The organism is Micromonospora costi (assembly GCF_003626655.1).
Taxonomy (GTDB): Bacteria; Actinomycetota; Actinomycetes; order Mycobacteriales; family Micromonosporaceae; genus Micromonospora; species Micromonospora costi.
The window spans coordinates 424,128-449,388 of the sequence record NZ_RBAN01000002.1 but is presented as its reverse complement, the minus strand read 5'-3'; the positions used below and the strand labels follow the sequence as shown (position 1 = coordinate 449,388).

The following is a 25,261-nucleotide window of genomic DNA, read 5'->3' as shown; positions in this document are numbered from 1 at the left end:
AGGGGGCCGGTCCCTGTCTCGACCCGTGGTGCCGCCGGTGGCGGCCGCACGGTCACCCGAGGGTGTCAGCCGAAGCAGTTCTGCGGGACGTCCGGGCTGCCGAGGCAGTTGGTCGGACGGTTGGCCGTGATGGCCGACTTGTTGTCCACCTGGAAGCCGTTGTTCGTCCAGACACCGCCCGGAGCGTTGGTGGAGCTGTTGTGCGCCACCTTCGACTTGTCCAGCCGGACGTCACCGAAGAAGTTGAAGATGCCGCCGCCGGTGCCGAACGGGCCGACCGCCCGGTTGCCGACGACCTCGCTCTTGCGCAGCGTCACGGTGCTGTCCTCGACGAACAGCCCGCCACCGATGAACGCGGAGACGTTGTCCTTGATGCTGCTGTCCTCGATGGTGGCCACGCTGTCGAACGCGATGGCGAGGCCACCGCCGGCGAGCAGGGTGCTGTTCTTCTCGACCTTGACGTCGACCAGGTTCAGCGAGGTCTCGGCCGTGGCGATGCCGCCGCCCGCGACCAGCGCCGTGTTGTCGGTGATCTTCGAGTGCTTCACGGTCGTGTCGCCCTCGATGTCGAGGATGCCGCCGCCGAAGCCGAGCGTCTTGTTCCCGCTGATCTCCGTCTTCTCGACCCAGACGGTGCCGCCGTCGACGTCGTCGGTGAAGATCCGCGCGGCGCCGTTGGAGATGCCGGCGCCACCGATGCCCGCCTCGTTGTTCTTGATGTTGGCCTCGCTGACCCTCAACAGGCCGGCGTTGAAGATGCCACCGCCGAAGAAGAAGGCGGTGTTCTCGGCCACCGTGCTCTGCCGGATGCTCGTGGTGCCGAAGTTGGCCACGCCACCACCGTTGCCGCCGGACTGGTTCTGCAGGATCTCGCTCTTCTCGATGTCGGCGGTGCCGCCCGGCTGCACCAGGATGCCGGCGCCGTCGTCGTAGTCCGGCCGCTCGACCAGAGTGCCGACGCCGGCCTTCGGCGTGGCCTTCGGTACGGCCTTGAGCGCGGTCCGCTGCGGGGTGGCCACGACCTTCCCGCTCTTCTGCGCGGCGGCCGACAGGTCGCTGGCGCTGGAGTACGCCGACCAGACGGCGGCCGGCTCCGGCGCGGTCAGGTAGTTGGTGGTCTGGCCGCCCTTGATGGTCAGGCCCTTCAGGGTCAGGTGCCCGCCGGGTCCGACGTTGAGGATCCGGAAGTGCTCGGCGGTGGCGTCCCGGACGATCTTGGTGTTGTCGCCCTTGAGGGTGACGTCCTCGGTGATCACCGGCAGGCCGTTGCCGTACTCGTCGGTGCGGGTGAGGTTGTAGGTGCAGTTGCGGGCAAGTTCCAGGGTCGCGCCGTGGTTGTCGTTGGCGAAGACGATCGCCTGGATGAGCTTGTCCGTGTTGCAGGGCACCTCCTTCCCCCGCTCGTCGTGCTTGCGGTCCTTGTCCTTGTCCTTGTCCTTGTCGTCCTTGCCGTGCCGGTCGCGGCCCTCGTCGCCCCGGCCCTGGTCGCCGTCGCTGCTGACCTGGGCGGTGGCCCAGCGCAGGCCGTCCACGCCGGCCGCGCCGGCACCGGTGGCGACGCCGACCGCGGCAAGGCTGACCACGCCGGTGAGCCCGGCGACGCCGCTGGCGAGCCAGATCTTGCGGCGGCGCTTGGCCCCCGCAGCCGGCTCCGCGGCTTCGTTGTTGGTTAGGTGATTGGACATCGGAGCTCTCTGCCCTCTCCTCGTACCAGACAGGGTCGCGGCGCCTCAGGCGTGCGTCCCCTGCTACAAATCGGTTGTAGCTCCCGAACAACAACGTATGAGAATGTTCTTCGCCTCGCGGCGATATCCGAAAGAACCCCGCATTCGGTACAGCATGGGGGCGACCGGAGCGGGAGGGCACGCCGGGGCGCGGAACGCCGAGACCGCCCGGGGCGGCAGGGTCCCGCCCAGAGCCGGTGCAAACGGAAGAGCCCCTCCGCGCCGCCGAAACGGCGCGGAGGGGCCTTCCTCTATGTGAACCGGTGCACGCCGTCAGGCGAAGCAGCCGGGAACGTTGACGCAGTTGGTGGGACGGTTGCCGGTGACCGCCGACTTGTTGTCCAGCTCCACGTCACTGCTGGGCGAGTTGAAGATGCCTCCGGGCGGGAAGGTGGCGATGTTGCCGGCCACCTTCGTCTCGGTCAGGGTGACCCGGGCGCCGAAGATGGTGAAGATGCCGCCGCCGAAGCTGATCGGCCCGACGGCCCGGTTGCCGACGACCTCGCTCCTGCGCAGCGTCACGGTGCTGTCCTCGACGAACAGGCCGGCGCCGAAGAACCCGGCGACGTTGTCCTTGACGCTGCTGTCCTCGATGGTGGCCACGCTGTCGAACGCGATCGCCAGGCCACCGCCGACGCCCACCGTGCTGTTCTTGGCGACCGTGGTGTGCTTGAGCGTGAGCTGGCTGTCCGCCGTCGCGATACCGCCGCCGGCGAGCACCGCGATGTTGTCGGTGACCTTCGCGTACTCCAGCTTGGTGTCGCCCTCGACGTCGAGGATGCCGCCGCCGAAGCCGATGGTCTTGTTGCCGGTGACCTCGGTCTTGTAGAGCCAGACCGAGCCGCCGTCGACGTCGTCGCTGAGGATGCCGGGCGCCCCGTTGGCGACACCGCCACCGCCGATACCGGCCTCGTTGTTCCGGACCGTCGACTCGTCCACCTGGAGGACACCGGCGTTGAAGAGGCCGCCGCCGAAGAAGAAGGCGGTGTTCTCCGCGACGGTGCTCTTGCTGATCCGGGTGTGCCCGAAGTTGGCCAGCCCGCCGCCGTTGCCGCCGGACTGGTTCTGCAGGATCTCGCTCTTCTCGATGTCGGCGGCGCCGCCCGGCTGCACCAGGATGCCGGCGCCGTCGTTGAACTCCGGCCTCTCCACCAGGGTGCCCGCGCCCGGGGCCGCGGCCGACTGGGCGGTGGCCGCCGGCTTCGCCGCGCCGGTGGCGGGCTTGGCGGCGGGCTTGGCGGCCTCGGTCGCCGGCTTGGCGGCGCTGGCGGCGGCCTTGGCGGCCCTCGCCTTCACCGCCTCGGCCTCCACGTCGGCGAGCGTGCCCGCCTTGGCGGCGGCGGTCGCCTCGACGGAGGTCGAGTAGCGCGACCACACCGTGGCCGGGTCCACCATTGCCCGGGCGCGGGTGGTCTGGCCGCCCTTGATGGTCAGGCCCTTCAGGGTCAGGTGCCCGCCGGGTCCGACGTTGAGGATCCGGAAGTGCTCGGCGGTGGCGTCCCGGACGATCTTGGTGTTGTCGCCCTTGAGGGTGACGTCCTCGGTGATCACCGGCAGGCCGTTGCCGTACTCGTCGGTGCGGGTGAGGTTGTAGGTGCAGTTGCGGGCAAGTTCCAGGGTCGCGCCGTGGTTGTCGTTGGCGAAGACGATCGCCTGGATGAGCTTGTCCGTGTTGCAGGGCACCTCCTTCCCCCGCTCGTCGTGCTTGCGGTCCTTGCCCTGGCCACCGCGGTCGTCCTGGCCGCTCCAGTCGCCGCCGGCCCAGTCGTCCTCGCCCTTGCCGCTCTCCTCGCCGCCCGCGTCCGCCTTGCCGGCGTCGCTGACGTTCTGCTTCGGGGTCGAGGACTGCGCGTCGGTGAGCCGGTCCGGGCCGCCGGACTTGTCGTTCCGGGCGGCCAGGCCCCCGAGAGCGGCCAGGCCGACCACGCCGGTCAGGCCGGCGATGCCGGCCGCCATCCAGAGTTTGCGTCGTCCCGATCTCGGTGGGGGCGCCGGGGCGGGCCCACCGTCGGGGGTCTTCACGTCATTGGACATCAGAGCCTTCCGCCCTTTCGTGCTACCAGAACGGGTCGCACCGACGGAAGACGGCGCGACCAGCTACAAATCGGTTGCAGCCTCTGATGGCCACCGTATGAGAAGGATCCTCGCGACGAGGACGTATCCGAAAAAAGCCCGCATTCACCCTGGATCGGGCACCGACGGGCGCATCTCGGCGACCGGTGGCAGAAAAGCCATGAGCAGCACAAACGCGGCGGGCCCCGGCGCCGGCCCGACGTCTGGGACGTCAGGACCGGCGACGGGGCCCGCCGCGTGCGGTCGTACGCGGAATCAGCCCGGCAGGCGCGGCCCGGCCTCGCGCTGCGCGGCCAGCCACGTCTCCACCTCGTCGGCGGTGCGCGGCAGGCCCGCCGAGAGGTTCGCCGCGCCGGTCGCGGTGACCAGCACGTCGTCCTCGATGCGCACGCCGATGCCGCGCAGCTCCTCGGGGACGAGCTCGTCCTCCGGCTGGAAGTAGAGCCCCGGCTCGACGGTGAGCACGTAGCCCTCGCCCAGGGTGCCCTCGCGGTACTTCTCCTTGCGCGCGTTCGCGCAGTCGTGCACGTCGATGCCGAGCATGTGCCCGAAGCCGTGCAGGGTCCAGCGCCGGTAGACGGTCGACTTCTCGTCCATGGCCTCGTCCACGCTCACCGGCAGCAGGCCCAGATCGGCCAGACCCTCGGCGAGCACCCGCATGCAGGTGAGGTGGACGTCGCGGAACTTGACCCCGGGCTTGATGAAGTCGATGCCGGCCTGCTGTGAGGCGTACACGATGTCGTAGACCTGCCGCTGCAGCGGCGTGAACCGGCCGTTGATCGGCACCACCCGGGTGACGTCCGCGGTGTAGAGGTTGCGGTTCTCCACGCCCATGTCCATGAGCAGCAGCTCGCCCGGCCGGGTGGCGCCGTGGTTGTGCACCCAGTGCAGGATCGTGGCGTGCTCGCCGGCGCCGACGATCGAGCTGTAGCCGACGTCGTTGCCGTCGTGCCGGGCGCGCAGCCCGAAGACGCCCTCCAGCAGCCGCTCCGACACGGGACGGTCGGCCGGGAGCACGCGGGCCACGTCCTCGAAGCCGCGTACGGTCGCGTCGATCGCGTCCTGGAGCTGGGCGATCTCCCACTCGTCCTTGACCAGCTTGAGTTCCGAGATCGCGATCGCCAGCTCCCGGTCCCGGGCGGGCTGGCCCTCGGCGCGCGGGCCGTCGTACGGGCGCACGGCCGCGTCCACCTGCCGGTCGAAACCGCGCAGCACCCGGGTACGCCCCGGCGCGAGGTCGGCCAGCGTCGCGTCCAGCTCGGTGAGGTCGGCGGTCGGCAGGCCCAGCTCGGTCGACTTCTCGGCCAGCGTGTGCCGCCGGCCGACCCACAGCTCGCCGTGGCGGCTGCGGAAGAACTCGTCGGTCTGCCGGGACGAGCGGGGACGCATGTACAACGTGGCGTCGTGCCCGGAGCCGTTGGGCCGCAGCACCAGCACGCTGTCGGGTTCCATGTCACCGGTCAGGTACGCGAAGTCGCTGCCCGGCCGGAACGGGTGGGCCGTGTCGTTGGCGCGTACCTTCTCGTTGCCGGTGGGGATCACCAGCGTCTCGCCGGGGAAGGCCGCGGAGAGCGCGGCTCGGCGCTTGGCGTAGTTGGGGACCTCGGGGCGGGGGCCGACCGGGAGTTCGGTGTCCCGCCAGCCCTGCCGCATGAACGACAGGAACGCCTCCGGGAAGTCCGGATCATGCGATTCGGTGCCGTCCGTCGCCTTGCCGTCGGTGCGCTCCTCGGTCATGCGCCGTCCCCTTTCGCGTCGTTGCTGGTGCCGACGGTACCTCGCGGGAGGGAAGCGGTGGCACCGGCCGGCGGCCGGTCCGGATCGCCGGACGGCCGCGACGGCCGTTCCCCGCCCGTGAAAAGATGACGACCATGTGCGGACTCCTGGCCTTCTTCAGCGCGCGCGGTGACGCCGCCGCGCACCGCGACCACATCGCCGGCGCGTTGGAATGCCTGCACCACCGTGGGCCCGACGAGACCGGGGTCGAGGTGGTGGGTGACGCGTCCGGCCGGTACGCGGACGGCGTGTTCGCCCACAAGCGCCTGGCGATCATCGATGTGGCGTCCAGCCACGAGCCGCTGCCCTACGCCGACGGCCGTTACCTGCTCACCTTCAACGGCGAGATCTACAACTACATCGAGCTGCGCGACGAGCTGGTGCGGGACTACGGCGCCCGGTTCGCCACGGCCGGCGACGGCGAGGTCATCGTGGCCGGCTACCACTACTGGGGTGAGCAGGTGCTCGCCCGGCTGCGGGGCATGTTCGCCTTCGTGATCTGGGACCGGCAGGAGCGGCGGGCGTTCGGCGCCCGCGACTACTTCGGCATCAAGCCGCTGCACTACCTGGAGACCGCCGACGGGCTCTACCTGGCCTCGGAGAAGAAGGCGCTGCTGCCCTTCGCGCACTCGAACTACCAGGGCGACGCCGGCATCGACACGGCCAACCTCAGCCACTACCTCACGCTCCAGTACGTCCCGGAGCCCGGCACCCTGCACAAGGGGATCAGCCGGATCGGCTCGGGGGAGTACCTCACCTGGACGCCGGGCGGCCGGATCGAGGTGCGCCGGTGGTACCGGCCGGTGTTCCGGCCCGCCCCGGTCGACGACGAGCAGAAGCTGTTCCACGAGATCCGGGAGACGCTGCGGGAGAGCGTCCGGATGCACATGCGCTCGGACGTGCCGGTCGGCTCGTTCCTGTCCAGCGGCATCGACTCGACCGCCGTGGTGGCCCTGGCGCGCGAGTTCAACCCGAACATCCTCACCTTCACGGTCGGCTACGACGTGCCCGGGTACTCGGAGATCGACGTCGCGCAGGAGTCGGCGCGGCACCTCGACGTGACCACGATCCCGACGAAGATCGGGCCGCAGGATATGATGGAGGCGCTGCCCAAGATCGTCTGGCATCTGGACGACCCGGTCGCCGACCCGGCGCTGGTGCCGCTCTACTTCGTGGCGAAGAAGGCCGCCGAGCACGTCACCGTGGTGCTCTCCGGCGAGGGCGCGGACGAGTTCTTCGGCGGCTACACCATCTACCGGGAGCCGCTGTCCCTCAGCTCGGTGAACGGCCTGCCGGGCGGCGTGCAGAAGGGGCTGCGGGCGGTCTCGAAGGCCATCCCACAGGGCGTGAAGGGCAAGAGCTTCCTGGAGCGCGGCACCACGCCCATCGAGCAGCGCTACTACGGCAACGCCCGGATGTTCACCGAGGAGGAGAAGCAGCACCTGCTGCGCCGGTACGACCCCTCGGTGCGCTACACCGACGTCACCGCCCCGATCTACGCCGAGTGCACGGAACTGGACGACGTCACCAAGATGCAGTACGTCGACCTCTACACCTGGCTGCGCGGCGACATCCTGGTCAAGGCCGACCGCATCTCGATGGCCCACTCGCTGGAGGTGCGGGTGCCCTTCCTCGACCGCGAGGTCTTCGACGTCGCGGCGAAGATCCCGGTCGACCTGAAGCTCCCCCCGCGCTCCGACGCCACCAAGTACGCCATGCGTCAGGCGTTGCAGGGTGTGGTGCCGCCGGCCATCGTCAACCGCAGGAAGCTGGGCTTCCCGACCCCGACGCGGGTGTGGCTGCGCGGCGAGATGTACGAGTGGGCGCGGCACGTGCTCAGCACCTCGGGCGCGGGCGACCTGCTCGACCTGTCGTACGCGCTGCGGCTGCTCGATGAGCACAAGCGCGAGGAGGCGGACCACTCCCGCAAGGTGTGGACCGTCCTGATCTTCTGCATCTGGCACGCCATCTTCGTGGCCAAGACGCTCGACCCGGGCATCCAGCGCAACCAGTCCGCCCTGCTCACCAAGCCGGTAGTGGGCTCCATGGTCCGCTGACCGCCCCGCCCGCCGTCCCGCCCGCGCGGGCGCGGGAGCCGCGTTGATCGAGAGGTTTGCGTCACCGGATCGCCTCCGGATGACGCAAACCTCTTGATCACCTGGCCCCGGCCCCCGCGGGGGCCGGGGTGGGGGTGGGGGTTAGCGGCCGGCGCAGGTGACCGTCGGTGCGGTGTTCTCGCCGGTGCTCGTCGCCAGGAAGCCGAAGGTGGTGGTCCCCTCCGGTGCGACCGTGCCGTTCCAGGAGACGTTGGTGGCCGTCACCGACGTCCCGGAGTTGGTGTGGGTCGCGTTCCAGACCTGACTGATCGACTGGCCGCTCGGCCAGGCCCAGGTGGCCGACCACCCCGACCAGGTCGACGTCGTGTGGTTCATGATCGTGACCTCTCCCTGGAAGCCGCCCTGCCACGCGTTGACCACGCGGTAGACGGCCATGCAGTCGCCGGTGTGCGGCGGCGGGGTCGTCGGGTCCGGCGGGGGAGTGGTCGGGTCCGGCGGCAGCGTGCCACCCGGACCGACGCCGGTCACCTCACCGTTGCCGCCGTCGAAGGTGACGTCCGAGCAGCCGAAGAAGTTCTCCTGGCTGTCCGAGCGGACCCACCGGGAGTAGATGATGTGCCGGCCGCTCTTCCCGCTCGGGAGGTTGCCGCTGAAGTAGTAGTGCCCCTCGTTCGTGCCGACCGCGCCCCGCTGCGGGGGGTTGGTCACCGTGAGGAACGGCTGCTCCTCCAGGTCGCTCCAGGCCAGCGGCCGAGTCGGGCTCCAGCTGTCCTTCGTCACGTAGAAGTAGAAGGTGCCCGGGTGGTGGGCCCAGTTGCTGTACCGGAACTCCATCCGCGCTCCGGCGGTCAGGTGGGTCAGCGGCCAGTCGGTGCGGGCCAGGTCGTAGCCGCGGTAGCCGGTGTTGCCGCCGCTGCAGAGTTGCCCGTCCGGGATGAAGCCGACGGTCCGGCCCCCGGCGTCCGAGCGGAGCACGCTGAACCAGTTGTAGAGCGAGTTGGCGCCGCTCTGCGCGACCGCGGCGGCGCAGGCGGGGTTGTTGGGCCGGATCTCGCCGGTGGGGCTGAGGCCGTCCTTCCAGCAGAGGAACGTCCGGCTGCCCGGGGTCATGGCGGCGCCGTGCGCGGCGGCCGGATCCGGGCCGCCGACCAGGGCGACGGCCGCCACCACGAGGGTCGCGGCCGCGGTGAGCAACGCGGCCGTACGGGATCGTTTCACGGGATCTCCTGACTCGCGGGACGCGCCCTGCGGGCCAGCCCGGTGGACGGGAGGCCCGACCGCCCCGCCGATGACGAGCGGATGCGACGGTCGCGGCGCCCACAGGGGCACCGCCCTCGGTCCGCCTCGCGGACCGGCGCCCTCGCGTGAGGTGAAACCCGGCAGCCGGCGGCGCGGCAGCCCACGCACCGCCCGGCATGCGCCATCCCACCACGCGTCCAGTGTCGTACGCAATAGCCGTTTCTCGATGTGTCAGGTGGCCCGTCGACGGCGACGCCGCCCCGCCGAGGCGGGACGGCGTCGCCGGGATCGGTGCCGGCAGGTTCAGGACTCGCGGTTGAACAGTCGCTTGGACCAGAGGTACCCGCCGAGCGCGATGACGGCGCACCAGGCGAGCGCGATCCACGCGTTGTTCCCGAGGGGCTCGTCCATCAGCAGGCCGCGCAGGGTCTCGATGATCGGCGTGAAGGGCTGGTACTCGGCGAACCAGCGCAGCCCGGCCGGCATCGAGTCGGTGGGGACGAAACCGCTGCCGAGGAAGGGCAGCAGGATGAGCGGCATGGGCAGGTTGCTGGCGGTCTCGACGCTCTTGCTCACCTGGCCGAGTGCCACCGCCAACCACACGAGCGCGAAGCTCACCGCCACCAGGAAACCGGCCGTGGCCAGCCATCCACCCAGCCCGGCGGTGGGCCGGAAGCCGACCAGCAGCGCCACGCCGATGACGACCGCCAGGCTGATCATCGCCTGGATCATGCTCCCCAGGACGTGTCCGGTGAGCACCGAGACGCGGGCGATGTGCATCGTACGGAACCGGGTGATGATGCCCTCGGTCATGTCCATGGCGATCGAGATCGCGGTTCCCTGGACGGTCGCCGCCACGGTCATCAGGATGATCGCGGGCGCCACGTAGTTGGCGTACGCGGCGCGACCGCCGCCCGCGGCGCCGGGCACCGACGCGCCGAGCCCGGCGCCCAGCGTGCCGCCGAGGACGTAGACGAACAGCAGCAGGAAGACGACGGGCATCCCGACGAGCATCACGGTCATCGACGGGTACCGCAGCATGCGCTTGAGGTTGCGACGCAGCATCGTCGCCGAGTCGCGGAGCGGGTGAAAACGGAGGCTCGCCGGGGCGGGAGCGGTGAGGACGGGGGCGGTCATGGCGCGGTCACCTTCTCGTTGCGGGAGTCGCCGGTGAGGGCGAGGAAGACGTCGTCGAGGTCGGGGGTGTGCACGGACAGTTCGTCGACCTCGATGGCCCGGTCGTCGAGCTGGCCGATCAGGGTCTTCAGCGAGCGCAGGCTGCCGTCGCTGGGCACCCGCAGGGCGAGCGCGTCGGTGTCGGGCGAGGCCTGGCCCAGGATGCGCAGGGCCGCGTCGAGCCCGTGGTGGTCGGCGAACCGCAGGCGGACGTGTCCACCGGGGATGCGCCGCTTCAGTTCCTCCGCGGTCCCCTCGGCGACCAGCCGGCCGTGGTCGAGGACGCCGATCCGGTCGGCCAGCTCGTCGGCCTCCTCCAGGTACTGCGTGGTGAGGAAGATGGTGACGCCGGCGGCCACCAGGTCCCGGACGATCTGCCACATGTCCCGGCGGCTGCGCGGGTCCAGTCCGGTGGTCGGCTCGTCGAGGAAGATCACTTGTGGACTGCCGACCAGGGTCATCGCCAGGTCGAGCCGGCGCAGCATGCCTCCCGAGTAGGTCGATGCCGGCTTCCCGGCCGCTCTGGTCAGGTCGAACTGGTCGAGCAGTCGGGCGACGCGCCGCCGGCCCTCGCCGCGGCCGAGGTGGTGGAGATCCGCCATCAGCCGCAGGTTCTCCTCGCCGGTGAGCAGCTTGTCCACCGCGGAGAACTGACCGGTGACGCCGATCGCCGCGCGGACCGCGTCCGGCTCGCGGGCCAGGTCGTGCCCGGCGACTGTCACGTCACCGCCGTCGGCACCGAGCAGGGTGGACAGGATCCTGACCGTGGTGGTCTTCCCGGCGCCGTTCGCGCCGAGCAGCGAGAACACCGTCCCCTGCGGCACGTGCAGGTCGAGACCGTCGAGTACGACGTGGTCGCCGAACGATTTCCGTAGCCCGGTCACGGCGATCGCCGGACGGGAGTGCGTGCTGGTCATGGTTGCCTCTCTACGGGCTCAGGCGCGGTGGATGGTGATGTCGCCGTACGAGGTGCGGCCCCGCACCTCGACGGTCTGGGCGGTCTCGTCGGGCCGGGTCGTGTTCTCCAGCAGGTTGCGTACCTTGCCGAACTTGGTGTTGACCTCGATCCAGGCGGCGGTCCCCTCGGCGATGCCGACGTCCAGGTCGCCCATGGCGGTGTCGAGGGTGACCGTGCCGCGGACCACTTCGCCGAGGCGGATGCCGCCGTTGGAGGTCTTCGCGTCGACGCCGGCGCCGGCCCGCTCCACGTGGATGTCGCCGTTGGCCGCGCGCACCCGCGCGTCGCCGTCGACCGCGTCGATCGTGGTGCTGCCGTTGGAGTTCTTGACCACGGCGGTGCCCTCGACCTCGCCGATCCGGACCGTGCCGGAGCCGGTGTGGACCTCGGCGTTGCCGGTGACGCCGTCGACGGTGACGTGACCGGCCGCGGTGTCCACCCGCAGTCGGCCGGTCCGCTCGGCCCGGACGTTGCCGGCGGAGGTCTTGAGCCTGCACTCCCCGAGCCGGCCGGCGCAGCGGATGTCACCGGCCTGCATCTCGACGGCGACGCGGGAACCGCTGGGCAGCTCGACGGACACGTCGACGGACCGGGTCTTGCGGGAGTAGAAGACGGGCGCCTTCGGCCCGGTGATCCGGAGTACGCCGTTGGCGTAGTCGACGCGGACCTGCTGGGCGGCCTTCACGTCGGATTCGTCGGCGGCGTCGCTCGGGCGGACCTCGACGACGGTGTCGGTCCGGTCGCTGGCGCTGATCCGCACGTCGCCGAGGCCGAGGTCGAGGGTGACGGAGATCGGTTCGGGCGTCTCGAAATTAGGCATGGTTGTCCCCGCTTCGTGGGTGGGTGGGTGGGTCGTCCCCGCAGGTCGGGGACGTGGGGTGACGAGGGTGTGCGGTGCGGTCAGCGCACCCAGCCGGTGAAGTGCTGCTGGCCGCGTTTCGCGCCGCCGCGTGGCTCCGGCCGCTGGCCGCGCTCGGTGCGTTGCAGTCCGGCGGCGGCCGCCCGGACCAGCCAGGCGTTGACCGAGCGCCCCTCCCGGGCCGCGGCCTCCTCGATCGCGGCCTTGAGCTGCTCGGGCATGCGGACGTTGATGCGTGCGGCGGGGCCCTCCTCGGCGATCAGCAGATCGCTGTCCGGCGCGATGTCGACCGTCGCCGCCGCGTCCTCTGCCGCGAGCCCGGAGGGCTCGGCGGGTGGCGGGGTCACGACGAAGTTCGGGTCACGGCCGCGCAGTCGCAGCTCCACCGATCCCGGAGCCAGGTCCCGGGTGATCTCGTCGGCGGCGGCCGACAGCGCGTCCAGCAGCGTCATCCGGATCGCCGACTCGAGTGGCCCGGTCAGGCGCTCGACCAGCGCGCGCGCCTCCTCGCCGCCCGCTTCGGCAACGGTGGCGAACTCGCGTCCGAGGTTGCTCACATATGACGTCAAGTCCATGGTGCCAATATGGCACACGAGTGGCACACAAGCAAGCCAGGATGGTGCCAGGTGTGGCACCATGCGGTGCCGCGGGCAGGAAAAGAGCAGGGCAGGGCCCGTGGACGGTCCGGAAACGGAGCGGCAGCGCCGGCTAGAGCAGCTTCTCCAGCGTGATCGGCAGTTCGTACTGCCGGCGGCCGGTGGCGTGGTGCACGGCGTTCGCGATGGCCGCGGCCGCGCCCACCACGCCGATCTCGCCGACGCCCTTGATCCCGATGGGATTGACCTTCTCGTCGGGCATCTCGACGGTGTCCACCACGACGTCCGGCGCGTCCGCGTTCACCGGCACCAGGTAGTCGGCGAGGCTGGCGTTGGCCCAGCGGCCCATCCGCGGGTCCATCCGGGTGGCCTCCAGCAGCGCCTGGCCCAGCCCCCAGAGCATCCCGCCCATGAGCTGGCTGTGCGCGGTCTTGCGGTTGAGCACCCGCCCGGGCGCGAAGACACCGACCATCCGGCGCACCCGCACCACCCCGAGGTCCGCGTCCACCGCCACCTCGGCCATCTGCGCGCCGAAGGTGTGCACGCCGTACCCGGCGTCCTGCGGCGGCGGGTTCCAGGTGCCGAGCACCTCCACGTCCGGCGTCATGGTGCGGTGCATGAGGTCGGCGTACGTCTCGCCGACGTCGGGCCGGTCGCGGAGCACCATCTTGCCGTCGCGCACCTCGACCCGGGACGGGTCGGAACCGTGCAGCGGCGAATGGTCGTCGCCCACCGCCCGCCGGATCAGCTGGTCGCGCAGCTCGCACGCCGCCAGGTGCACGGCGGAACCGACGGCGCTGGTGCCGGCCGAGCCCACCGCGGCGGTGATGTTCGGCAGGTCGCTGCTGCCACCCACGAACCGCACCCGCTCCGGTGGCAGGCCCAGCGCGTCGGCGGCCACCTGGGTCATCGCGGTGAAGACGCCGGTGCCGAACTCCGAGACGCCGGCCTCGATCACCGCCGTGCCGTCGTTGTAGAGCCGGGCGCGGGCGCGCTGCGGGTTCACCGGCTGGGTCACCGGGTAGAGCGCGCTGGCCAGGCCGCTGCCGATCAGCCACTGGCCCTCACGTCGTGACCCGGGGCGCGGGTCCCGGTCGTGCCAGCCGAACAGCTCGGCCGCCCGCTGGAAGCACTCCCGCAGGCCGCTGCTGGACCAGGGCTTCCCGCTCTCCGGGTCGGTGTCGGAGTAGTTGCGCATCCGCAGCTCGAGCGGGTCGATCCCGATGCGCTCGGCCAGCTCGTCCATCGCGCACTCGAGCGCGAACATGCCGCTCGCCTCGCCCGGCGCGCGCATGAAGGTGGGTGTGATGGTGTTGCCCCGGACAAGGTGGTAGATGCCCTCGTAGTTCGGGTTGACGTACGCCACCGCCGCGCTCTGCAACGACGGCTCCGCCCAGTCGTCGAACGGCGAGGTGAGGGAGAGCTTGTGGTGGCGCAGCGCGGTGATCCGCCCGTCGGCGCCCGCGCCGATGGTGATCCGCTGCTCCTGCTCCTCGCGGTGCCCGCAGGAGGTGAACATCTGCTCCCGGGTGAGCACCAGCCGGACCGGCCGGCCCACCTGCCGGGCGGCCAGCGCCGCCAGGGCCGGGTGGTGCCAGACCATGGCCTTGGACCCGAAGCTGCCGCCGACGGCGTGGCTCACCACCCGGATGGAGATCGGCGGCAGGCCGAGCAGTTCGGCGAGCGTGAACTGGACGGCACTCGGGCCCTGCGTCGAGTCGTAGACCGTGAGCCGGTCGACGTCGTCCCAGACGGCCGTGCTGGCACCGGGCTCGATCGGGTTGTGGTGGTTGGGCGCGAACCGGAAGGTGGCGTCCACGCACACCTCCGCCTCGGCGAGCGCCTTCGCCACGTCACCCCGCGACCCGTGCCCGGGCAGCAGGCCGCCGAAGATCCGTTCCGGCACGTACGCCTGCTCGCGCGCCTGGTCGACCAGCGTGATCGGGGGCCTGGTCTCGTACTCGATCCGGATCAGCGTGCCGGCGTGGTCGGCGCGCTCGATGGTGTCGGCGACCACGATGGCGACCGGTTGCCCGCCGTAGTGGATCGTCTCGTCCTGCATCGGGAAGAAGGTCTGGCCCGGCGCCGCGAGCCCGGCCAGCGACGGGAGCAGCCGAGGAACGGTGGCGACCCGGTTCAGGTTGCGGTGGGTGAACACGGCCAGCACACCCTCGGCGCGTTCGGCCTCGGTGGTGTCGATCGAGGTGATCCGGCCGCTCGCGATCTTCGCGTTCACCACCACCGCGTGCGTGAGGTTGGGCACCGAAACCTCGGCCGAGTAGCGTGACTCGCCGCGTACCTTGAAGCGGCCGTCCACCCGGTTCAGGGTGGCGCCGATCGCCGGGCTCATGCCGTCCCCTCCCGCTGTGCCATCTCCTCCAGGGCGCGGACGATCGTCCGCTTGCCAAGCTCGATCTTGAAGGCGTTCATCCCGTGTGACACGGCCCCCGCCATCTCCGCCTCGGCGGCGCGGGTGAACGACTCGACCGTGGCCGGCGCGCCGTCGAGTTCCCGCTCGGCCGCGCGGGCCCGCCACGGCTTGGTGGCCACCCCGCCGAGGGCGAGCCGGATCTCCGCGATCCGGCCGCCGACCACCGACATGGCCACCGCGACCGCGGCGAGCGCGAACTCGTACGACTCGCGGTCGCGGATCTTCGTGTACCGGGAGGTGGCCGCCACCGGCAGCGGAGGCAGGTCGATGCCGGTCACCAGCTCGCCGTGGTCCAGGGGGTGCTCCCGCTCCGGGGTGGTTCCGGGGAGCAGGTAGAAGTCGTCGATGGGGATGCTGCGCGGGCCGGCCGGCCCCTCGGTCTGCACCACGGCGTCCAGCGCCTGGAGCGCCACTCCGAGGTCGGACGGGTGGGTGGCGATGCAGCAGTCGCTGGTGCCGAGCACCGCGTGCCCGCGGTTGACCCCCTCCATGGCGGCGCACCCCGTGCCGGGGGCGCGCTTGTTGCAGGACGCCTCGGTGTCACGGAAGTAGCTGCACCGTACGCGTTGCATGAGGTTGCCGGCGACGGTGGCCATGTGTCGCAGCTGCGGGGACGCGCCGAGCAGCAGCGCCTCGGACACCACCGGGTAGCGGCGCAGCACCGCCGGGTCCTCGGCCACGTCGCTCATCCGGGCCAGCCCGCCGATCCGCAACCCGCCGTCGGGCAGCTCCTCGACCCGGTTCAACGGCAGGTCGTTGATGTCGACGAGACGGCGGGGCTGCTCGACGTAGATGCGCAGCAGGTCGACCTGGGTGGTGCCGCCGGCGAGGAAGGCGCTGTCCGGGTCGGCGGTGACCGTGCCGATCGCCGTCGCGACGTCGGACACCCGGGAGTAGCTAATGGGACGCACGGCCGCCCCCCTGTTCGTCGCGGACCCGGCGGATCGCCGCCCGGATGTGGGGATACGCGGCGCAGCGGCAGATGTTGCCGCTCATCCACTCGCGGATCTCGTCGTCGTCGCCGGCGTGGCCCTCGTCGAGCAGCGCCACGGCCGACATGAGCTGGCCGGGGGTGCAGTAGCCGCACTGGAAGGCGTCGCAGTCCAGGAAGGCCTGCTGCATGGGGTGCAGCGTGTCCCCCTCGGACAGTGCCTCGACGGTGGTGATCTCGCGGCTCTCGCAGCTGATCGCGAGGGTCAGGCAGGCCAGCACCCGCCGCCGGTCGACCCAGACCGTGCACGCCCCGCAGGCGCCCTGGTTGCAGCCCTTCTTCGTGCCGGTCAGTTCGAGACGGTCCCGGAGGGCGTCGAGCAGGCTGACCCTGGGCTCGATCATCATCGTCCGATCCTGCCCGTTCACGCGCAGGCGGACCTCCACCTCGCCGGGGCCACGCACCACCGCGCTGTCCGGCGACGGTGCCGTCCTGGTCGCCTGGTACGACTTCGCCAACTCGCACCCCCTCGTGTTCGCCCCGACCATATATTCCGGATCAGCACCATTTATGAAAATGGTCCTACTTGCACCGGCCGGGTGGGGGTGGGCCGGGACGGGGGTGGCCCACGTGCACGACGTCTTCGACGAGCTGCACCGACGCTGGCGGTCGGGGGAGTCGGTCGCCCTCGCCACCGTCGTGGCCACCTGGCGCTCGGCGCCCCAGCCGCCCGGTGCGGCGATGCTCGTCGCGGGCGACGGCACCGTCACCGGCAGCGTCTCCGGCGGCTGCGTCGAGGCCGACCTCTACGAGCGGGCGCGGAGGGTGCTCGACACCGGCACGCCCGAGCTGACCCGCTACGGGGTGAGCGACGACGACGCGTACGCCGTCGGACTGACCTGCGGTGGCGTCCTGGACGTGTTCGTCGAGCGGGTCGACGCCGCCGGGTTTCCCACGCTCGACGAGGTCGCCTCGGCGCGCCGGGCCGGCAAGCCGGCGGCGCTGGTCACCTGCGTCGCGGCCGATGCCGGCGACCCCCCGGGCGTCGACCCCGTCGACCCGGCGCAGCGTCTCGGCCGGCGGCTGGTGCTGACCGGGGACCGGGTGGTCGGGTCGCTCGGCAGCGAGCGGCTGGACGCGGCGGCCGCCGCCGACGCGCTGGGCCTGCTCGCCGCCGGCCGCAGCGGCGTGCTCCGGTACGGCTACGACGGGCAGCGCCGCGGTAGCGGCGTGAGCCTGTTCGTCGCGGCGTACGCCACACCACCCCGGATGATCGTCTTCGGCGCCATCGACTTCGCGGCCGCGGTCGCCCGCATCGGCGCGTTCCTCGGCTACCGGGTGACGGTCTGCGACGCCCGCCCGGTGTTCGCGACGGCCCGACGGTTCCCCGACGCGGACGAGGTGGTGGTGGACTGGCCGCACCGGTACCTGCGCGCGGAGCTGGACGCGGGCCGGGTCGACGGGCGGACGGTGATCTGCGTGCTGACCCACGACCCGCGCTTCGACGTGCCGGTGCTGGAGTTGGCGCTGCGCCACCCGGTGGCGTACGTGGGCGCCATGGGGTCGCGGCGCACGCACGACGAGCGGCGCAAGAGGCTGCGCGAGGCGGGGGTGACCGCGGAGCAGCTCGCCCGGCTCGCCTCACCGATCGGACTGGACCTGGGCGGGCGCACGCCCGAGGAGACCGCCGTGAGCGTCGCCGCGCAGATCGTCGCGGGGCGGTGGGGCGGCAGCGGCCGGCCGCTGGCCGACCTGCCCGGCCCGATCCACCGACCCGGATAGGGCACGTCGAGCGGGATGCCGGGGGCGACCGTGCGGCGGGTCAGCGCGGCGCCGGGTCGTACCGCTCGACCAGGTGCTCCCGGCCGGCGGGCGGCTCGTACGGCTCCGGCCAGAACTCGGTGACCACTTTGATGCGGCCGGCCTCGTCGAGGTCGAAGAAGCTCACGGCCGGCTGCTCGACCCCGTCGAGGGTGCTGGTGACCCAGCTGGCCGCCTGCCGGCCGTCGCCGGTCACCCGCGTGACCGCGAGGTGCCAGTCGCCGGGGTATTCCTGGTTGAACCGGAGGAAGGCCGCGCGGCCACGGATCCGTTCCCGGGTCTGCGGCAGGTGGTAGACCATGTCGTCGGCGAGCAGCGTGGCGAAGCGTTCCCAGTCCCGCGCCTCGCAGGCGTCCCAGTACGCCAATACCGTGTCTTCGACAGTCGTCATGGCGCGTACTGTGCCAGCCTGGTGCGACAGATTCCCCAGGGCGCGACGGGCGCGCGGGCCGCCGGGGCCCGTGACGCCGCGAGGAAGGGACCGGGATGGGATACGCGGTGGTGCTCGGCGAGGCACTGGTGGACCTGCTGGAGACCGAGCACGACGGCGCGCCGGTCTACCGGCAGGCGATCGGCGGCGGGCCCCTCAACGTGGCCGTGGGGGTGGCCCGGCTCGGTGGAGAGTCCCAGTTCGTGGGGTCCCTCGGTGACGACGTGCTGGCCGCCCGGATCCGCGACTTCCTGGGCGCCGCGGGCGTCGGGCTCGACGGGGCGGTCACCGTGCCGGCGGCGACGGCGCTGGCCGTGGTGAGCTTCGCCGGCGCCGAACCCGACTTCCGCTTCTACGGGGAGCCGCCCTCGTACGGGCTGCTGAGCGCCGACGACCTCGACGCCGACCTCGTCGCGGGTGCCGACGTGCTCTACTGCGGGTCGGTCGTGCTGCTCCGGCCCGTGGTGCTCGCCGCGGCCCGCCGGGCCTGGGCGCTCGCCGGCGGCCTGCGGGTGTTCGACCCGAACGTGCGCCCGCGGCTGCTGGACGGCCCGACCGCGCTCGCGGAGCTGCGTGAGGTGGTGGCCGAGTTCGCCGCCGGCGCCCACGTGGTGAAGCTGAGCGAGGCCGACGCCGCCCTGCTCTACCCCGGCGAGCCGGCCGAGGGCGTCGCCGCCTACCTGCGTGAGCTCGGCGCCGCGACGGTGGTGGTGACCCTCGGCGCGGACGGCGCGCTGCTCGCCGCCGCCGACGCCGATCCCGTACGGGTGCCGGCGCCCCGGGTCAACCCGGTGGACACCACGGGCGCCGGGGACTCCGTGATGGCCGCGCTCATCGCCGACCTGCTCGTCGCGGGCGAGCCGGGCGAGCCGGCGGGCTGGGTCGAGCGGGTCACGTTCGCGCTGCGCGTCGCCGGCCTGGTCTGCGAGTCACCGGGCGGGGCCACCGCCATGCCGACCCGCGCCGAGGTCCTGGCCCGCTTCGCCGGCTGAACTCGGCCAGTTGGTCGGCGGCCGCCGACGTGCCCGCAGGCCGACCTGTCCGCCGGCCTGCCCGCGTCGCCCGACCTGTCCGCCGGCTGGCGCGCCCGGCCCGGCCGCCGGCTGGCCCGGCCGGCCCGCCAGCCACCGGTCAGTGGGCCCGCGCGGACCTGGTGAGGGTCAGGACGGCGGTGAGGGCCAGCGCGACCGCTCCGGCGATCACGGCGGCCATGGGGACCGCGCTGCCCTCGCCGCCGAGGCCGACCAGTGGTGCCGCGAGCGCGCCGACCACCGACTGGATCGTGCCCATCAGCGCGGCGGCCGTGCCGGCGTGGCGGGGGTGCCGGTCCAGTCCGAGGGCGGTGCTGTTGGGCGTCACCATGCCCAGCGAGCCGACGAAGACGATGAGGCTCGCCACCACGACCCACGGGCTGCCGGCCAGCGCGCCGCCGAGCAACCCGGCGGCGGCCACGACGCTGACCACCAGGGTGCGGGCGAGCAGCGTCCGGGGGCCGGACCGGTCGAGCAGGCGTGCGTTGACCTGCCCGGCGGCGACCAGGGCCAGCGCGTTGAGACCGAAGATCAGGCTGAACGTGCCGTCGGAGACCCCGAAGACGTCCTGGAAGACGAACGACGAGCCGGAGATGTAGGCGAACAGGCCGGCGAACGCGAGGGCCTGCGTCAGGGCGTAGCCGAGGTAGACCCGGTCGGCGGCCAGCGACCGCATCGTCCGCACGGTGGCGCCCAGGCCACCGTCGCTGCGGCGCTCCGCGGGCAGCGTCTCGGGCAGCCGCCAGGCCGCCGCGAGGGCGAGCAGCAGGCCGATCGCCGCGAGCGTCACGAAGACCAGGCGCCACGAGCCGAACCGCAGCACCAGGCTGCCGATGCTGGGCGCGGCCACCGGCGCGATGCCGAAGACCAGGGTGAGCCGGGAGAAGTACTTCGCGGCGGCCCGACCCGAGTACAGGTCACGGACGACGGCCCGTGCCACCACCACGCCCATCCCGCCGGCGAAACCCTGGGCGAAGCGCGCCGCGGCCAGCGCGGGGGCGTTCGGCGCGACCGCACAGAGCAGCGACAGCAGAGCGTACGCGGCCACGCCGGCCAGCACCGGGCGGCGCCGGCCCCACCGGTCGCTCAGCGGGCCGGTGACCAGCTGGCCGAGGGCCATCCCGATGAGGCAGGTCGTGAGCGAGAGCTGGATCTGGGCCTGGTCGGCGCCGAGGTCGCGGGTCATCTCGGGGAACGCCGGCAGGTACATGTCCAGCGAGAGCGGCCCGAACGCCGTCAACAGGCCGAGCAGCGCCAGCAGGCCCGGGCCGGTGCGGCCGCGCTCGGCGGCCGGTGGGCGGCCGGACACCGCCGAGGGCATGGTGGTCTGGGCGGTCTGTGCCAACGTAGCGTCTCCCCACGACAACGAACTCGGGGTACTTTAGCTCTGTAGTCAGAGGTATTGCACGGCGAAGTGGGTGAGGTCATGCCGCACGGCGAGGCGACGGCGCGGCTCGGTGCGGTGCTCAGCGACCTGCACCGGTTGCTGCGGCGGGCGACGAACCAGCGGACCAACCGCTCGGCGCTGCCCGACGCCCAGGTTGAGCTGATGCTCCTGGTCGGCGCGCATCCGGGCGTGAGCGTCAAGGAGGCGGCCGGGCGGCTGCGGACCGCACCCAACACCGTCAGCACCCTGGTACGGGACCTCGTGACGGCCGGGCTCATCGAGCGCGAGCGTGATCCGGTGGACGGCCGGGTGGCGCGGCTGCGGGTGACCCCGGCGGCGCGAAACCGGATGGCCGACTACGACCGGCACCGCACGGCGCTGCTCACCGAGGCGCTGTCCCAGCTCGACCCGGACGCCCGGGCCGCGGTGGAGGACGTCGTCCCGCACCTGGACCGGCTTGCCGCGCTGCTCCGCGCACCCTCCTGATCGAAGGACGCGGGCGGCGGAGGTCAGGCCGTGGCGGGCCCGAGCTCGGCGTAGCCGCGGTGGACGGCGACGAGGGCGGCCCGTGGGCCGAACGGCGCGTCCGCGGCGATCCGTTCGGGAGGCACGCCGTCGCTGTGTCCGGCGCGGATCCGGCCCGCCAGCTCGGCGAGCTGCCGCCGCTGCTCCCGCACGAACGCCACGTCGACCGGCGTGCCGTGCCCGGGGATCACCACGGTGGCGGGCGTCGTGAGCCGGAGCACGTCGGTGAGCGCCTCCGGCCACCGCAGCGGGTACGCGTCCTCGAAGGCGGGCGGCCCGCTCTGCTCGACCAGGTCCCCGGCGACCAGCACGTCCGCGTCGGGCACGTGCACCACCAGGTCGCCGTCGGTGTGCCCCGGACCGGGATGGCGTAGCAGCACGCGGCGTCCGCCGACGTCGAGCCGCGCCTCCGTGCCGACGGGGTGCGTGGGCGCCAGCAGCGCCGTGCCGGCCACCGCGGGCGCCAGCTCCGGCCACCCGGCGAGCACCTCGGCGTACGCCTCCCGGCGCAACCGGTCAGGGTCGCGCAGCGCCGCCGCGGCGCGCTCGTGCGCGTACACCGGGCGGGGCGGGTCGGCCGCGAGGACGGCGTTGCCGAAGCAGTGGTCGAAGTGGTGGTGGGTGTTCACCACCGTGCACGGCGCCGTGGTGATCGACCGGATCGCTGCGGCCAGGTCGGCGGCCTGCGCGGCGGTGGACAGCGTGTCGACCACGAGCGCCGCGCCGTCGCCGACGACCAGCGTCACGTTCACGTCGAGCACCGGCTCGGTCAGGACGTGGACCCGGTCGACGACCTCGACGAACCTGCCGGTCATGCGCCGCGGGAGGCGCGTTCCACGAAGCGCTGGCGGTCGACGAGCACCCGCTCGACCCGCCCGTCGGCGACCGTGTCCTCGCCGTCGGTGACACGCACCTCGAACAGCAGCCGCCGCCCGTCGACCGTGGCGAGCCGGGCCTGGGCCCGGACCGTCCGGCCGACCGGGGTCGGGGCCCGGTGGTCCAGCTCGACCCGCAGGCCCACGGTCGTCATGCCGGCCGGCATGACGGTGGCGGTCGCCGCGACCGTCGCCGCCTCGGCCAGCGCGAGGACGCGCGGCGTACCCAGCACGGGCACGTCGCCCGAGCCGACCGCCTGCGCGGTGTCGGCGTCGGTGACGGTCAACTCCACCCGGGCGCTCAGCCCCGGCGCGAACGTGGGCTCCGGCCGCTCCTGCATGGCGACAGCCTAGGGGCCGTCGCGCCGGCTGGCCACGCCCGTCACGCCCGGACGGGTCACTCCGGCACCTCGGGCCGGGACAGGCGTACCTCCTCCAGGTCCAGCCGGTACTGCACCTGCCGCAGCACGCTGTCGTCGATGTGGCGCTCGTCGCGCAGCCGGACCACGGCGGCGCGCTTGTGGGCGAGCACGGCCAGCCGCAGCGCGGTGTACTGCTGGTCGTACCGCAGCGCCGTCGCGTCCTCGCTCTCGCCGCGGCTGGCGCGCAGCACCCGCAGGCGCTTGCGGTACTCCCGGCTCAGCCGGTCGACGACGTCGGGGTCGGTGCCCAGCCCGGCGGCGACGCGCGGCAGCGCGTCGAGCGCCTCCTCGGTGGCGACCCTCTCGGCCAGGTGGAGCTCGTCCTCGGCCCCCGTGTCGCGGGGCAGCCGGGCCCACCGCACCACCACCGGCAGCAGCAACCCCTGCACCACGAGCGTCACCACGATGACCCCGGCGGTGACGAACACGATCGTGTCCCGGTCGGGAAACGGCGCCCCGGACCGTAGCGTCTGCGGCACCGCGAGCGCTGCGGCGAGCGACACCGCGCCCCGGAACCCGGCGATCCCGCTCACCACCCGGGCGCGGGCACCGACCCGGCGCAGTCGCTGCCGGGGCCGCCGGTCCACCAGGCGGATCACGTACGGCGTGGTGAAGTGCCACGCGAACCGTACGCCGATCACGGTCGCCGCGACGACGCCGACCGCCACCAGCCCCCGGGCGACGCCGACGCTGCTCAGGCCCCGGACGGCCGACTGGACCTCCACCCCGATGAGGACGAACAGCGCGCCGTTGAGCACGAACGTGGACAGCGTCCAGAACGCCGTCCCCTGCTGGCGGGTCTCCGCGCGCACCTCGCGGGGGCCGGCCTGGCTCAGCCACAGCCCGGTCACCACGACGGCGAGCACGCCCGAGGCGTGGATCCTCTCGGCGACCAGGAACGCGGTGAACGGTGCCAGCAGGGACACCAGGTTGTCCTGGAGCGGGTCGTGGACCCACCGGCGGACCTGGAGCAGCAGCCACCCGGTCGCCAGCCCGACGAGCGCCCCACCGCCGTACGCGAGCACGAACAGCCACGACACGTGCGGCGTCGTGAGCTGCTCCTCGCCCACGGTGATGCCGACGGCCAGGCCGTAGATGACCAGGGCCGTGCCGTCGTTGACCAGGCTCTCCGCGCGCAACACGGTGACCGTGCGGCGCGGCAGGGCGCGGGCCAGCACACCCACCGCGGTCGCGTCGGTCGGCGCCACGGCCGCGCCGAGCACCCACGCCGGCCCCCAGGGCAGGCCCAGCGCGTGCGCGACCGCCGCCACCGCACCCGCCGTGCCGATCACCAGCAGCGTGCTGAGCAGGACGATGACCCGGAGGTTGCTGCGGATCTCGCGGAGCGAGGTGGTCAGGCTCTCCCAGAACAGCAGCGCCGGCAGGAAGAGCAGCAGGACGATCTCGGGCGGCAGGTGCACGTCGCGCAGCGCGGGGGCGAACCCCAGCAGCACGCCGCAGCCGAGCAGGAGCACCGGCGGGGCGACCCGGAGGCGACGCGCGAGGACGCTGGACACGAGCAGGGCCAGGCCGACGACCACGACGAGTTCGAGACCGAGCAGGATCCGCCTCCTCCGCACACCGCACCGTCGGCTGAGCCTAACGTCGGGCGTACCCCGTGATCCGGTCATCGCCGCCACGGCCGGCCCGGCGACCACGACCCCCTGGGCGGGCGGTCGGGGGCGGGTCCCGGCCCCGCGGAGCCGGTGGTCGGCGGCCGTCGATGCCCGACCCGCCGGGCCGGTGGTCGGCGGTGGTCGATGCCCGACCCGCCGCTAACCTTGACCGCGATGGCCGTCGCGACTGACCCCCAGCCCCCTGCCCGGACCGACCCGCCCGCGTCGCCCGACGGCGGGCGTCGCCGCCTCGTCGCCATGGGAATCTGGGGCGTCGCCTTCGTGGTCGGCTGGCTGGCCATCGGGCTGCCCACCGACCCCGCGTACGCGTTCATCTGGATCTGGGCGGCCACCATCGCGTGGAACTCGTCCCGGCCGTGGCGCAGCCACCTGCGCTTCGCCCGCGACTGGGTGCCGGTGGTGGTGCTCTTCGCCGTGTACAACCTGTCCCGCGGGTTCGCCGACAACGGCGCGGTGCCGCACGCGTACGAGCTGGTCGCCGCCGACCGGTTCATGTTCGGCTGGGCGACCGGCGGGCAGGTCCCGACCGTGTGGCTGCAACAGCACCTCTACCGGCCGCAGGTGCAGTGGTGGGACGTGCTGGTCAGCTGGGTCTACTTCTCGCACTTCGTCGTCGCGCTCACCGCCGCCGCGGTGCTCTGGCTGCGCAACCGGGCCCGCTGGGGCGCGTACATGCGGCGGTGGGGTTTCCTCTGCGCCGCCGGCCTGGTGACGTACTTCGTCTACCCGGCGGCACCGCCCTGGTGGGCCGCGCAGAACGGGCTCATCGAGGAGGTGGCGCGCATCTCGACCCGGGGGTGGAAGGAGTTCGGGATGCACGGTGCCGGCAACCTGCTCAACGCCGGCCAGATCGCCTCGAACCCGGTCGCCGCGATGCCGTCGCTGCACACCGCCTGGGCGCTGTTCGTGGTGCTGTTCTTCCTGACGGCGACGCGCCGGCGCTGGTGGCCGCTGCTGCTCGCGTACCCGCTGGCGATGACCTTCACCCTCGTCTACTCCGGCGAGCACTACGTGATCGACGTGCTCGTCGGCTGGGCGTACGTCGGGCTGACGTTCCTCGTGGTCGGCCTCGCCGAGCGCTGGTGGGCCGCCCGGCGGTCCCGCCGCCCACGGAGCGACGAGCCAGCCCCGCCCGCCGACGCAACCCCAACCGCCGACCCACCCCCCGTCCCCGCAACCCGCTGACCCCGCGCCTCGCTCTCGGCGATCATGCAGTTGTGGTGGTGGACGAAAGGTGCATACCGCCGCCGATCGCCCACCACAAGTGCATGATCGACAGGCGGGAGGGGCACGCGCCAGCGGGAGGGGCCGCT

The 25,261-nt window shown here is 72.6% G+C and carries 21 protein-coding genes; 5 read left to right on the top strand and 16 right to left on the bottom strand.

Annotated features, from left to right (window positions below; genetic code table 11):
• Positions 1 to 65: 65 nt before the first annotated feature.
• The 3 genes from D7193_RS12830 to D7193_RS12820 all read right to left on the bottom strand — a co-directional run bounded on the left by D7193_RS12830 (position 66) and on the right by D7193_RS12820 (position 5,534).
• A complete protein-coding gene (locus D7193_RS12830) occupies positions 66 to 1,685 on the bottom strand; it encodes a right-handed parallel beta-helix repeat-containing protein (RefSeq protein WP_120779712.1) in 1,620 nt (539 codons plus the stop codon).
• A gap of 312 nt (positions 1,686 to 1,997) precedes the next feature.
• Entirely contained in the window at positions 1,998 to 3,758 is a 1,761-nt protein-coding gene (locus D7193_RS12825; protein WP_120779711.1) for a right-handed parallel beta-helix repeat-containing protein, read from the bottom strand.
• A gap of 294 nt (positions 3,759 to 4,052) precedes the next feature.
• Positions 4,053 to 5,534: an aminopeptidase P family protein gene (locus tag D7193_RS12820; protein WP_120779710.1), complete on the bottom strand. Its 1,482-nt coding sequence runs from the start codon at positions 5,532 to 5,534 to the stop codon at positions 4,053 to 4,055.
• A 134-nt stretch (positions 5,535 to 5,668) separates the two neighbouring features.
• Between D7193_RS12820 and asnB the strand changes: the two genes are divergently transcribed.
• Positions 5,669 to 7,630: an asparagine synthase (glutamine-hydrolyzing) gene (gene asnB, locus D7193_RS12815; protein ID WP_120779709.1), complete on the top strand. Its 1,962-nt coding sequence runs from the start codon at positions 5,669 to 5,671 to the stop codon at positions 7,628 to 7,630.
• 141 nt (positions 7,631 to 7,771) lie between these two features.
• On the opposite strand, the gene D7193_RS12810 is transcribed toward asnB, so the two are convergent.
• From D7193_RS12810 to D7193_RS12775, 8 genes are all read right to left on the bottom strand, one after another.
• A complete protein-coding gene (locus tag D7193_RS12810; RefSeq protein ID WP_120779708.1) occupies positions 7,772 to 8,848 on the bottom strand; it encodes a lytic polysaccharide monooxygenase auxiliary activity family 9 protein in 1,077 nt (358 codons plus the stop codon).
• A 324-nt stretch (positions 8,849 to 9,172) separates the two neighbouring features.
• Positions 9,173 to 10,006 (bottom strand): ABC transporter permease, encoded by an 834-nt coding sequence (locus tag D7193_RS12805; protein WP_120779707.1) that lies wholly within the window; start codon positions 10,004 to 10,006, stop codon positions 9,173 to 9,175.
• Positions 10,003 to 10,962, bottom strand: a complete 960-nt coding sequence (locus D7193_RS12800) for an ATP-binding cassette domain-containing protein (RefSeq protein ID WP_120779706.1) — start codon at positions 10,960 to 10,962, stop codon at positions 10,003 to 10,005. The genes D7193_RS12805 and D7193_RS12800 overlap by 4 nt, the downstream gene beginning before the upstream one ends.
• An 18-nt stretch (positions 10,963 to 10,980) precedes the next feature.
• Positions 10,981 to 11,823 (bottom strand): DUF4097 family beta strand repeat-containing protein, encoded by an 843-nt coding sequence (locus tag D7193_RS12795; protein ID WP_120779705.1) that lies wholly within the window; start codon positions 11,821 to 11,823, stop codon positions 10,981 to 10,983.
• Positions 11,824 to 11,903: 80 nt separating this feature from the next.
• Positions 11,904 to 12,437 carry a ribbon-helix-helix protein, CopG family gene (locus D7193_RS12790; protein WP_120779704.1) on the bottom strand — a complete coding sequence of 178 codons (534 nt, stop codon included), beginning with the start codon at positions 12,435 to 12,437 and terminating at the stop codon, positions 11,904 to 11,906.
• A gap of 133 nt (positions 12,438 to 12,570) precedes the next feature.
• Positions 12,571 to 14,808, bottom strand: coding sequence for a xanthine dehydrogenase family protein molybdopterin-binding subunit (locus D7193_RS12785; RefSeq protein WP_120779703.1), 2,238 nt, complete (start codon positions 14,806 to 14,808; stop codon positions 12,571 to 12,573).
• Positions 14,805 to 15,800 carry an FAD binding domain-containing protein gene (locus D7193_RS12780; protein ID WP_120779702.1) on the bottom strand — a complete coding sequence of 332 codons (996 nt, stop codon included), beginning with the start codon at positions 15,798 to 15,800 and terminating at the stop codon, positions 14,805 to 14,807. The genes D7193_RS12785 and D7193_RS12780 overlap by 4 nt, the downstream gene beginning before the upstream one ends.
• On the bottom strand, positions 15,787 to 16,227 hold the full coding sequence (locus D7193_RS12775; protein WP_241563104.1) for a (2Fe-2S)-binding protein: 441 nt from the start codon (positions 16,225 to 16,227) through the stop codon (positions 15,787 to 15,789). The genes D7193_RS12780 and D7193_RS12775 overlap by 14 nt, the downstream gene beginning before the upstream one ends.
• A 169-nt stretch (positions 16,228 to 16,396) precedes the next feature.
• Here D7193_RS12775 and D7193_RS12770 point away from each other — a divergent pair, with 169 nt between their 5' ends.
• Positions 16,397 to 17,602 carry an XdhC family protein gene (locus tag D7193_RS12770; protein ID WP_241562965.1) on the top strand — a complete coding sequence of 402 codons (1,206 nt, stop codon included), beginning with the start codon at positions 16,397 to 16,399 and terminating at the stop codon, positions 17,600 to 17,602.
• A 40-nt stretch (positions 17,603 to 17,642) separates the two neighbouring features.
• On the opposite strand, the gene D7193_RS12765 is transcribed toward D7193_RS12770, so the two are convergent.
• A complete protein-coding gene (locus D7193_RS12765) occupies positions 17,643 to 18,032 on the bottom strand; it encodes a nuclear transport factor 2 family protein (protein WP_120779700.1) in 390 nt (129 codons plus the stop codon).
• A 95-nt stretch (positions 18,033 to 18,127) separates the two neighbouring features.
• Between D7193_RS12765 and D7193_RS12760 the strand changes: the two genes are divergently transcribed.
• Positions 18,128 to 19,063 carry a carbohydrate kinase family protein gene (locus tag D7193_RS12760; RefSeq protein WP_120779699.1) on the top strand — a complete coding sequence of 312 codons (936 nt, stop codon included), beginning with the start codon at positions 18,128 to 18,130 and terminating at the stop codon, positions 19,061 to 19,063.
• A gap of 139 nt (positions 19,064 to 19,202) precedes the next feature.
• Here the strand turns inward: D7193_RS12760 and D7193_RS12755 are convergent, their stop codons facing one another.
• A complete protein-coding gene (locus tag D7193_RS12755) occupies positions 19,203 to 20,447 on the bottom strand; it encodes a multidrug effflux MFS transporter (protein ID WP_377456310.1) in 1,245 nt (414 codons plus the stop codon).
• 81 nt (positions 20,448 to 20,528) lie between these two features.
• Here D7193_RS12755 and D7193_RS12750 point away from each other — a divergent pair, with 81 nt between their 5' ends.
• Complete coding sequence (locus D7193_RS12750; protein ID WP_120780371.1) at positions 20,529 to 20,975, top strand: MarR family winged helix-turn-helix transcriptional regulator; 447 nt, start codon at positions 20,529 to 20,531, stop codon at positions 20,973 to 20,975.
• 23 nt (positions 20,976 to 20,998) lie between these two features.
• Here D7193_RS12750 and D7193_RS12745 read toward each other — a convergent pair whose 3' ends face one another.
• The 3 genes from D7193_RS12745 to D7193_RS12735 are packed head-to-tail and all read right to left on the bottom strand — an operon-like array spanning position 20,999 to position 23,891.
• Positions 20,999 to 21,829 (bottom strand): MBL fold metallo-hydrolase, encoded by an 831-nt coding sequence (locus D7193_RS12745; RefSeq protein ID WP_120779697.1) that lies wholly within the window; start codon positions 21,827 to 21,829, stop codon positions 20,999 to 21,001.
• Positions 21,826 to 22,230 (bottom strand): thioesterase family protein, encoded by a 405-nt coding sequence (locus tag D7193_RS12740; RefSeq protein ID WP_120779696.1) that lies wholly within the window; start codon positions 22,228 to 22,230, stop codon positions 21,826 to 21,828. The genes D7193_RS12745 and D7193_RS12740 overlap by 4 nt, the downstream gene beginning before the upstream one ends.
• Before the next feature lie 56 nt (positions 22,231 to 22,286).
• Positions 22,287 to 23,891 carry a Na+/H+ antiporter gene (locus D7193_RS12735; RefSeq protein ID WP_241562964.1) on the bottom strand — a complete coding sequence of 535 codons (1,605 nt, stop codon included), beginning with the start codon at positions 23,889 to 23,891 and terminating at the stop codon, positions 22,287 to 22,289.
• A 210-nt stretch (positions 23,892 to 24,101) separates the two neighbouring features.
• Between D7193_RS12735 and D7193_RS12730 the strand changes: the two genes are divergently transcribed.
• On the top strand, positions 24,102 to 25,133 hold the full coding sequence (locus tag D7193_RS12730; RefSeq protein ID WP_120779695.1) for a phosphatase PAP2 family protein: 1,032 nt from the start codon (positions 24,102 to 24,104) through the stop codon (positions 25,131 to 25,133).
• Positions 25,134 to 25,261 lie beyond the last annotated feature (128 nt).